Below are 9121 nucleotides of genomic sequence, written 5' to 3'. Positions count from 1 at the left end.
CGCGGAAGGGCTAGCCCCGCTCGCGGGGGCGCTGCGGCGACTGAGGATTGTTGGCGGGATTGGTATCGTACTTGGATATTCGCGTGATCAGCCCGCTAGTGGCGAGCGGTTGCAAGTCCGCCTCCAGCGCCTCGGCAATCTCTTTGGTATAGACCTCCCGATCGTCCACGTAGAGTGTAAAGGATTTCAAATACTTTTCCTTTTTCGTCGGATTCTCGATCGTCGCCTTCGTCCATTGGTAGAGCGGATAGTATTCGACGCCGTGCTCTTCTGCTACGGTGACATACTCCGCAAAGGCCGGCATCCAGGATGGACCAAAAGATCTTCAGCTGCCCCTCTTCGATATTTCACACGCGGCCGGTCGCTGCTACGGGGCCGAATTAGAGGGTGATGTCGAAGGATGAAGGCGCGTATCGAGCGCGAACGCTTCCTGAAGGTGCTGCTGGTACGCGCCTTTCGCCCTGGTCGGGTCGAAGATCAGATTCCAGCTGTGATTGGACACCACACTTGGGATCACGACGAATTTGTGCTTGGCCAAGAGCGCATCCCCGAACGCCTGCTGGCCCGCGCCTGGGATTCCCGGTCGCAGCCAATTGGCGTTCGGAACGTCGGCAGCGCGAACGATTTGAACGTCGGACACGTCGGCGATATGAAGCGCGGTCAGTACGTGCGGCAGAGTGTCGAGCGCTTTGAAGCCTTTGTGAACCGCCACTTCGAGGATCGCGGTCGCTGGATCAAGCGCGCAATAAACGACGCGAACGCCTTTGCTGTTCCACCGGCCGCCGACCTGGAATGCGCCTTCGCCACTATCCCAGGTCGACGCAAAGCGCGCCTGATCGAGGCGCCAAGCGATGAGCTTGCCGCCTCCCAATGGCTCTACAGAAGGCGTCATGCATAGACGCCATATGCGAGCCGTGTGAGGTACTGTTCAACGAGCCCGATGCCCGCCGGAGTGGCAAGCAGGTCGATCGGGCGGCGCTGGTCAAGACCGATGGCCGGACGCTCGAGCCACTGCTCTGCCTCTTCCTGCGAACCAAACACGTCCGTGGCCTTGGCCAGGATTTCGGCAAACTTCCAGGTCCGCCCACTTTGCTCCTGGCTGAGCGGCTTGTCCGGAGCGTCCTTGCGTCGCTGAAAGGTGCGAAGACTCATTCCGAAGGCTTTTTCCAGCGAGTCCGTTTGAAGGAAGAGGAGGTGACTGACGAAGTGGGTCAACGCAGAGCCAGGCAGTCCGTCCAGCAGCAGTTCGTGGGCGTCGAGGGCGCTCGTGATCCGGCGCGACAGGATGCGCGGCCCGCCGAGCAAATCGGCCACCTTCCGCAGATCATCGCGTTGCCCCTTTGGGGCCGGTTTCTCGGCTGCGGCAGTCATAGTAGCCCTCGCGTCACGTGTCGCCTAATATGTGTCACATGTCGCAATTAATCAAGTGGTGTAGCCCTCCATGGAACTCGGGCGAACCTTGGTTGCAAAAGGGCGGCGGGGCACTTGCTGACGGATACCTGGATGGCAAATAAATTCCTGAACAGAGCGGAACTCGCCCGGGACGGAGCGGCGCAACGGGACGATCACCCCGATGCTCTGCTGCACTCGGGGCACCTGTCGCCGAAATCCTCCAAAACCTCTCCGACCAGAGCCACGGCTGCGCTGTCGGAAAACCCGACCGGCGGCTCCCGACGCGCCGTATCTAAAGCTCGCTCACGCGCATGCGGGTCGCCGAGGTCCTGCATCCAACCATGCTCCTCGCACTCCCGGATTGCGCCGGCCTCCCTGAGAACGGACACGGCCCACCCTCTGACGGACTCGGTCTTCAGGACGTGGATCTTCACGGAAGGCTCAACGGCCTTCGCGATCTCGCAAAGATGACGGTGATGGGTGAAGTAGACTACCTGGCCTCTGCGGGCCATCGCGGCAAGCAAGCGGAAGGCCTCCTCCGCCCGGAAGTCGTCGAATGTCTCCATGACATCGTCGGCAAGAAAGGGGGCCGGGGGGCGGGCTTGGGCGATCTCGTGATAGCCGGCGACCCGTAGCGCCAAGTAAAGCTGAAATCGCGTTCCCTTCGATAGCTCAGAAGCGAGTTTCGAGGCGCCATCGGATCCCTTTGCGATCAGGAGTTCGCTGCCGTTCGAGGGCTGAGTGGCCAGTCCGGAGTAAGCGCCACGGCTGATCAGCGCGAATGCCCCTGAAGCCCGTGCCATCATCGAACTTCGATGACGTTCGCGATAGGCCCGCAGGGCCCTCTCGGCGCCAGCCATTCCAATCTTCAGTTTGAGATACTCGAGCGCCTGCTCTTCGATGGTGAGCAATATCGTGCGTCGCTTAGATTCAAGGACCGCCACCGCCGCATCTCCGCCCACCCCGGCTATGCTGGTCTCTGCCCTGTCGAGTGCGGCGAAGCGATCGCGGGTTCGGCTGTCCTCGTCCTCGAATCGCGCTTTCAATTCGATCAATTCACTTTCCAGCGAACCTTGTTGTAGCGCATCGAGCGCGTCTTCGGCCTGTTCGAACGTTTCGGTCTTCATCACCTCGACTATCTCTCGCTGCGTCTGCTCCAAACGCATTTCGAGGTCGGACCTGCGGTCGAGCGAGCGCAGACAACCTTCCACTTCCGCGAGGGAACCGACATCGAAGTGCTTCATCATGAGGTCCGCTCGGCTCCGCACCTCCGCCACGTCATTTGCGAGCGAACGGGCCTTGTCCTGCTCTGTGCCGAGCCGCTCCTCGAGTTCTTGCCGACGGTCCAGCGCCTTCGTTGCGGAGGCGACGGAGTTCACGACTTCTTCGCAGAGCGCCAGTACGTCAGAGCGACCTCGGGCGAGGCCGATCGCTCCAGCAAGCGCTTCCACCTCGGCCTCGAATTGAATTTGGTCGCGCTGCATCTTAGCGATACGATCGGCAAGTTCTGCTTTCCTTTCCAGCGCCGATCCCAATTCGGCAAGGGCCTCCAACGTTTCTCGCACGACGGCCGTCGTAGATGCTCTGCCGCGCTCGCCCAGCCAGCACGCCGCGCGAGCCTCTTGCCATGCCTCGCGCCATGATCGGTCTGCGAGCCTCGCAGCCTCGAGCTGCGTCTCGCGGAAGTTCAGGTCCCGCCTTCGATCCTCGAGGGTCGCTCGTATGTTCTTGGCGCCTGCTGCGCGATCCAGAGCGGCTTGTCCCGCGGACAGCATCGCCGCCATGTCGTCGCTCCGCGGAACCTCGACCCCCGACCTGCGGAGCGTCTCGGCAAGGCGCTCGCACGAAGAGGCGGCGGAGTCCTGCACGTGCCGCCATTCTCGCTCGGCTGCTGCGAGTTTTCCTTCGGCCCCGATCGCGCGGTCGAGCTTCTGCAGCCAAAGATTCAAGCCGCTCAGACCGACCGTATGGTCCACCCCGTTCCCTATGGCTCGAAGCGCCTTCTCGACGTCCATGATCAACGTCGCGCGTTTTGCGAGACTCTCTTCCAAGTGTTGCTGGCCCTGCTCCCGGCGCGTGCGGACATCGGCACTCTCCAGAAGCGCGCGATTCAGGTCCGCGATTGCCGAGGCGTGACGGGATCGCTGTTCCGTGATCAGGTCCAGTTTCCGCATCGCGGTCTCGAACTCGGCGGCCGTCCTTGCGTCGAGCGCCTTCTTGTGCTCGGCCCAAGCGGCTTCGCGGGCGGACCAGGCCTCCGCAGTTTCTTGGTCGCTGACAACGGCTGTGGCGGCGCCAAGCGCTCCGATCTTCGCCTCGAGGCGCTTCGCTTCTGTGTCGATGCGGTCGAACTCTACCTGCCTGGCGTCGATCTCGCGAGAAAGCTGCGTATCGGCCGATCCCCAACGCTGAAGCTGGTCGGGCGCGGGCACCGTAACCGCAAACAGATCGTCCCTGCCGCCGGTCCAGGGGAACAATTCGCGCAGGCGATCGGCGAATTCGTCCGCACGCTCGCGGCGCATCCGGTCGGCTTCCCGCAGCCGAGCCGCGTCGTCCGATTGTCGCGCGCTCGCGATGGCCGCGGTGAGGACGGCTGTCGTCGCCTCGTTCAGACCCGCCCCGTGTTCGCATACCCTCGCTTCGGCCTCCGCAAGCGCGCCCTCGGCTTTGGCGAATTCGGCCTCGGCAGATGCAAGAGCCGCCTCGACACCCGAGCGTCGCTCCATCAGGTCACGGAGAGATCCCGTCACGCCGGTGGAGAGGAGGAGTCGCGCGGGATCCTGCTCGGACCCCCGATCGAGCAGCGTCAAAAGATGCGCGCTCTTCTGCTCGGGCGAGGCGGCGATCCGGAAGGTCCTTCGCCGCCGTAACATACCGTGCCCGCAGGTCCGTCAGCAGTTCCATGCGGCTCTTCAGGGCGCAAGCCGAGGCGTTCACGACGAGCCCATCGAGCTCACGCTGCAGAGCGACAACGGTCTCGGTCACGGACCGCATCTGAGCCGCCAAGACCGTCTGGCGGCTCGTCAGCGCCGGAAGATCCCGCCCCCACGACGACGGCGCGACGGGCAACCGTGCGAGCGGAGACAGTTCGGTGCGGAGAGCGCGCAAGCTCCGCAACCTCGGCAATGCGTTGATGAAGCTCTGCACTTCATCCATCCGTGCCTGCGTGCGGCTGCGTTGCGCGATAGCTTCGGCGTAGGCCGCGGCTGCTTCGTCGCGCTGGATCACGAGGCGGGCGTATTCGGTAGCGAGCGTATCTATGCGCTCTCGCTCCTCGTTGAGAGCCGCCAAATTCTTCTTGAGCTCTGCCAGACCTCCCGATCGCTTCCCCGGACGGAAGAACGCCTCCGTTTCCGCCTGCACGGCTCCGAGGCGGGCGCTGAGATCGGCCAGACCGGCGGTTGCGGAAAAAAGCAGATGACCGAGATCGCCCTTGCTGGCGAGGATGCTTTCTCCACCCGCCTCTAGAGTCTCGTCGTCGAGACAGAACATGGTGTTGTAGGCGCTGCGATCGAGGCCACCCAGTTCGCCGGGAAGTAGCGTATCGGGAACCGGATTGTCGGCCTCGTCCAGAAGGCTGTTGTGAGGACGCTTGATGCGGCAGAACCTGCGAATCCCGCCCGAGATCTCCACCTCGGCTTCGATACGCATGGTCGCGTAGGGGTGAAGGAAGTTGAACCTGCTCTGGGCCAGGATGCCGAAGATCAGATCCGTGCACGCCGACATCGCGGTGGATTTCCCGGCCTCGTTCGGTCCATAAACGATGTGCAGGTCGGCGAAACCCGCGACCCGCTCACCGAAGTCGATGAAAGCGTCCGTGAACCTGCCGTAGCGGCGAAGTCCGAGTTTACGGATGCGCATCAGGGCGCTCCATCCGAGTCGCCGATCGAGAGGCGCGCCAGGACCTCTTCAGCTCCCTCTCCCGCGAGCCGTGCGACAAGATCCTCGAGGGCGGCCTCGTCCGGAGCGATGGCTCGCCGGCACTCAGGCGGCAACTGCGCAAGCAGCTCCTTGACCGTGTCGGTCGCCTCGGTTCGGAAGCTTTCTGATGCGACCACCTCGTCGTTCATCGTCCTTCGAAGAGCATCTATCGGGTCTGCGCTCGCGGTTGCGCCCGCTGGAGTACGCCGGCAATCGATTTCGAGCTTCTCGATCCATACCTCGCCAATCGATTTCGCGCGAGTTTCGGCTTCGGTCCGCAGGAGATCGGCGTCCCGTCTTATGTTCCACGCCAACGGTGTCGTTCCGGAAACCGCGAGCCGCACGACGAGATGATCGCTGACGGATCGGGTCGCAGCGTCCTGAAGCGACGTCTCGAGCCGCGCGACCAGATCGTGCCAAGTTGCCGCTCCAGAAGCGTCGAGCCCGATCCGCTCGAATTGGGCCAAGCTCACGATCCGCTCCTCGAGGGCAATGGAGCCGTCGTCTAGAACGCTCGCCAACGTCACGGATTTGGGTCCGCTTTCGCCGATGTCTCGCCCCTGCGGAATCCCGGGCATCACGATGGCGCAAGATCCTTCGATCGTCGATCGCTTGTGGACGTGCCCCAGCGCCCAGTAGCGGAAGCCGGAGTCGAGTAGGTCGCTCGTGGAGCACGGCGCGTACACGTCGTGAGAGGGCGAGCCGCCCAGACTGGTATGCATCAGTCCGATGTTGGTCGCGCCCTGTACCGGTGGCCGGTACTTGGCGAGGAGCCCCTCGGGCGCTTGCGGTTTAGCGAAGCTGAGACCGTGTATCACGATCGTTCGTTCTCCGCGGTCCCGCTCGATGTCGATCGCTTCGGCCCGTCCGCCGAACAGGTGCACGTTGTCCGGAAAAACGAGCTCCTTCGTGATCCTGGAGAGGGCATCGTGGTTGCCCCGGATGACGAAGACCGCGATGCCGGCAGCATCGAGGCGGCGAAGTTGCTCGCCGAGAAAGCGCGCAGTCTTCATCGATGCCTGATCGCCGTCGTAGAGATCTCCGGCGAGCAGCAGTGCCTGCACCTTTTCTTCGAGGCAAAGATCGATGATGCGCGTGAAAACCAGGCGGCTGGCGTTGCCTATGAACTCGGCGAGCGCGGGATCGCGCAGGGCGAGCGATCGTAAAGGCGAATCTAGATGGATGTCGGCCGCATGGACGAAACGATAGGCAGTCATCTAGACACTCAAATCCTTTTCGAAGCGGCGGAGTTACTGCAGCTGAGAATCATCGGATCCCCTCACGAAAGAACGCGATATCGACGTCCTCGATCTCCACAGTCTCCAGGAGTTGGTCCCGCGTCCAGTGAGAACTAGGACATTGCAGTGCGTGCGACCTCCCGGGCGAGATCGACGGCCATCTGAAAGCGGACACGTGTCGGCTCGCGAAGTCGTCCCAGCTTGAAATGGTCCGCCATTCTGTAGAGGATGTCGTCGTCCGACAGCCGCACTCGGATGAACGGCACGGCAAGGCTGGCAAGTTCGGCGACAGGTACGTCGCCATGCGATCGGACATCCGGCTCGCAACTGCGATAGCTGACGATCCTGGAGGCTTGTCCATCGCCCCAGACCACCGTTCTGCCATCGTCTTTCGTCCGACGGTACTGCTTCCCGATGACCTTGGCGACGGCCCTTTGTATTCGATCGCCCGAGCGCTGAAACCCGTGCGCACGGGCGATCCGCTCGATGAGCAGGTCTTCGTATATCGGCGATTCGTGTTTCAGGACGTGCGCGACCATGCTTTGCAGCACCGTTTCGTAGTCGTGATCGTAGAACCTCGAAGCTTCCGGCCTCTGTCCCAGCTCCGAGAAATTCGTCGCGAAATACCCGGCCCCGTTGCTTCCTCCGTTCGTCGTCACTTCGGATCCGACACTGAAGCCGGACGATCCGATCGGTGGAAGCGTCAGAGCGTCGCTGCCGTTCCGGGTGGAAGCCGGCGAGCAGCGTCGATGAGTTTGCGTTCCGCTTAGAAGCGCAACAGGCCAGCCAGGACGAGGGGCAGGAAACCGACCGATCCTCGCCTGACGCGACGCATCCGCCGCCCGCGGCGGACGGCGACGATGGCGCCGCCGGGAGGTCCGAGGTGCCGCTGCCTCTCGTTGGCGCTACTCGTTTTCCGAGCAGGACTGCTTCGAAGCCCTCAATCACTTCCGCGTCCACGTGATCGCGACCGAGATGACCGACTGGGAGCCGAACAGGTCTATCCTTCGGGATGCCATGATCGAGACGTTCGTCCGTCAAAGGTTCGCCGATCCGGAGATGTGGTTCGAAAAGGTGCCCGGCTATCTTCGGCAAGGCACCAACCCCGCCGAAAAGAACCGGTATCTCGAACGCATCTGCGAGATCGTGAGCAGGCTCGATCAAAGCCCCACGGAAGCACATCCGACTTCCTTGAGCAGCGAATCCTTCCAGGCGATGACGTCATCCCGCCGGACCGCACGGGCGTTATCGTGACCCAGGTGGGCCGCGAAGCGGGCGATGAGAGGAGCCCATCGTTTGACTGTTGCGGGCGAGAGCTGCGCCTCCGCCGCGTAGGATTCGAATAGGCCTATCAAGGAAACTGGAGCCGATGTGACCGGCGCCGGCGGAGCAACCTGATCCAGCTGAACTAAGGGCGCCGCTGGCATGGCGACGCCGGTCCGGGACTTGATTTCGATATAGGCCAACGGGCTTCCGTTTGGTCCAAGCAGCACCCCATCGATCTGCGCGAAGCTTTGCTCAATCCGAAGCAACTGCTCGAGATGGCGGATGCGCGCGATATCGGGATCCCGCGTTCGCAGGGAAATCTTGATCTCACGCTTTCCGACTGCCTTTCTCAGGCGATCCGGGACGCGTTTTCGGAGGAAGAAGACGCCGCTGCGCGGATGCCGTTTCGGCGAGCCGAATGCGTGAACCATGTGTACCGACTTTGTGTACCATGCACGTTGTCGGCCATCCGGAAAAATCCTTATCGATCAAGGATTCGGCTGATCTTTCGCTGTTCTCGCTGGGGGTGGCGGAGAGAGTGGGACTCGAACCCCGACCTAACGAGTATGACCCCCGCTCTCCTCGTCGTTGCGACAAATCCATCTGTCCAGATGCGGCCCTGCTGATGGCACCCCTTCAGGCTGTCAAACCCGGATTCAACTCACCCGTTACGTGCCCCTATAAACCGAGCGCTCAATTTTGCTTGCTCCGTACAGCGACCGGTGAAGCCGGCGCAGCTCTTCCCTTAATGGTTCTGCCGCATTTAGCGAGTTTGTAAACGGAAGATATGGAACCACAAATGTGGTGCGCGACGTGGTGCAAAAAATTCAACAAGAATGAAGAAGACCGTAAGTCATTGATTTCACTGGTAGCGGGGGAGGGACTCGAACCCCCGACCCCAGGATTATGATTCCCGTGCTCTAACCAGCTGAGCTACCCCGCCACAGGGCTCGCGGGCGGCCGAACAAGGCCGATCTCGCGAACGCGCGGCATATAAGGAAGGGGGCGGCGGGCTGTCAATCCGCCTTCGCTTCCGCTTTCGCGAAAGCTTCGGCGGGACAAGTCCGCGGGCGGGACGAAATGGCTGTTTTGGGTGGAGTTTCCGGCCGAATCCGTCATGGCCGGGCTTGTCCCGGCCATCCACGCCTTCATTCGCCGGCCTGAGAACGTGGATGCCCGGGACAAGCCCGGCCATGACGGATTCGGCCGGAAACTCCACCCAAAACAGCCATTTCGTCCCGCCCGCGGACTTGTCCCGCCGAAGCTTTCGCGAAAGCGGAAGCGAAGGCGGATTGACAGCCCGC

7 protein-coding genes, 1 tRNA gene and 1 pseudogene are annotated in these 9121 nt (G+C 62.3%); all 9 read right to left on the bottom strand.

Annotated features, from left to right (window positions below):
• Nucleotides 1-10 precede the first annotated feature (10 nt).
• Nucleotides 11-304 (bottom strand): annotated as a pseudogene (locus E4K65_RS45835) (hypothetical protein); the annotation flags it as partial.
• Nucleotides 305-367: 63 nt separating this feature from the next.
• Complete coding sequence (locus E4K65_RS45830; protein ID WP_135179659.1) at nt 368-892, bottom strand: RES family NAD+ phosphorylase; 525 nt, start codon at nt 890-892, stop codon at nt 368-370.
• The gene (gene parS / locus E4K65_RS45825; protein ID WP_135179658.1) at nt 889-1371 is read right to left on the bottom strand and encodes a type II RES/Xre toxin-antitoxin system antitoxin; all 483 of its coding nucleotides are present in this window, start codon (nt 1369-1371) and stop codon (nt 889-891) included. The genes E4K65_RS45830 and parS overlap by 4 nt, the downstream gene beginning before the upstream one ends.
• A gap of 194 nt (nt 1372-1565) precedes the next feature.
• Nucleotides 1566-1826, bottom strand: coding sequence for a hypothetical protein (locus E4K65_RS48080; RefSeq protein ID WP_167771693.1), 261 nt, complete (start codon nt 1824-1826; stop codon nt 1566-1568).
• A 2296-nt stretch (nt 1827-4122) separates the two neighbouring features.
• Nucleotides 4123-5253, bottom strand: coding sequence for an ATP-binding protein (locus E4K65_RS45815; RefSeq protein WP_135179656.1), 1131 nt, complete (start codon nt 5251-5253; stop codon nt 4123-4125).
• Nucleotides 5253-6530: a metallophosphoesterase family protein gene (locus E4K65_RS45810; RefSeq protein ID WP_135179655.1), complete on the bottom strand. Its 1278-nt coding sequence runs from the start codon at nt 6528-6530 to the stop codon at nt 5253-5255. The genes E4K65_RS45815 and E4K65_RS45810 overlap by 1 nt, the downstream gene beginning before the upstream one ends.
• 134 nt (nt 6531-6664) lie before the next feature.
• The gene (locus tag E4K65_RS45805; protein ID WP_135179654.1) at nt 6665-7210 is read right to left on the bottom strand and encodes a DUF3320 domain-containing protein; all 546 of its coding nucleotides are present in this window, start codon (nt 7208-7210) and stop codon (nt 6665-6667) included.
• Between the two features lie 501 nt (nt 7211-7711).
• Nucleotides 7712-8248 carry a DUF6538 domain-containing protein gene (locus E4K65_RS45800; protein WP_135179653.1) on the bottom strand — a complete coding sequence of 179 codons (537 nt, stop codon included), beginning with the start codon at nt 8246-8248 and terminating at the stop codon, nt 7712-7714.
• A 435-nt stretch (nt 8249-8683) separates the two neighbouring features.
• Nucleotides 8684-8760, bottom strand: a tRNA-Met gene (locus E4K65_RS45795).
• Between the last annotated feature and the right edge of the window lie 361 nt (nt 8761-9121).

This window comes from Bradyrhizobium niftali (assembly GCF_004571025.1).
GTDB classification, from domain to species: domain Bacteria; phylum Pseudomonadota; class Alphaproteobacteria; order Rhizobiales; family Xanthobacteraceae; genus Bradyrhizobium; species Bradyrhizobium niftali.
This window is presented reverse-complemented; position numbering and strand designations above follow the sequence as displayed.

Excerpts from the sequence above, each read along its gene's own strand:
- E4K65_RS45830 (WP_135179659.1), bottom strand. The coding sequence starts at position 892 with ATGACGCCTTCTGTAGAGCCATTGGGAGGCGGCAAGCTCATCGCTTGG.
- parS (WP_135179658.1), bottom strand. The coding sequence starts at position 1,371 with ATGACTGCCGCAGCCGAGAAACCGGCCCCAAAGGGGCAACGCGATGAT.
- E4K65_RS45815 (WP_135179656.1), bottom strand. The coding sequence starts at position 5,253 with ATGCGCATCCGTAAACTCGGACTTCGCCGCTACGGCAGGTTCACGGAC.
- E4K65_RS45810 (WP_135179655.1), bottom strand. The coding sequence starts at position 6,530 with ATGACTGCCTATCGTTTCGTCCATGCGGCCGACATCCATCTAGATTCG.
- E4K65_RS45800 (WP_135179653.1), bottom strand. The coding sequence starts at position 8,248 with ATGGTTCACGCATTCGGCTCGCCGAAACGGCATCCGCGCAGCGGCGTC.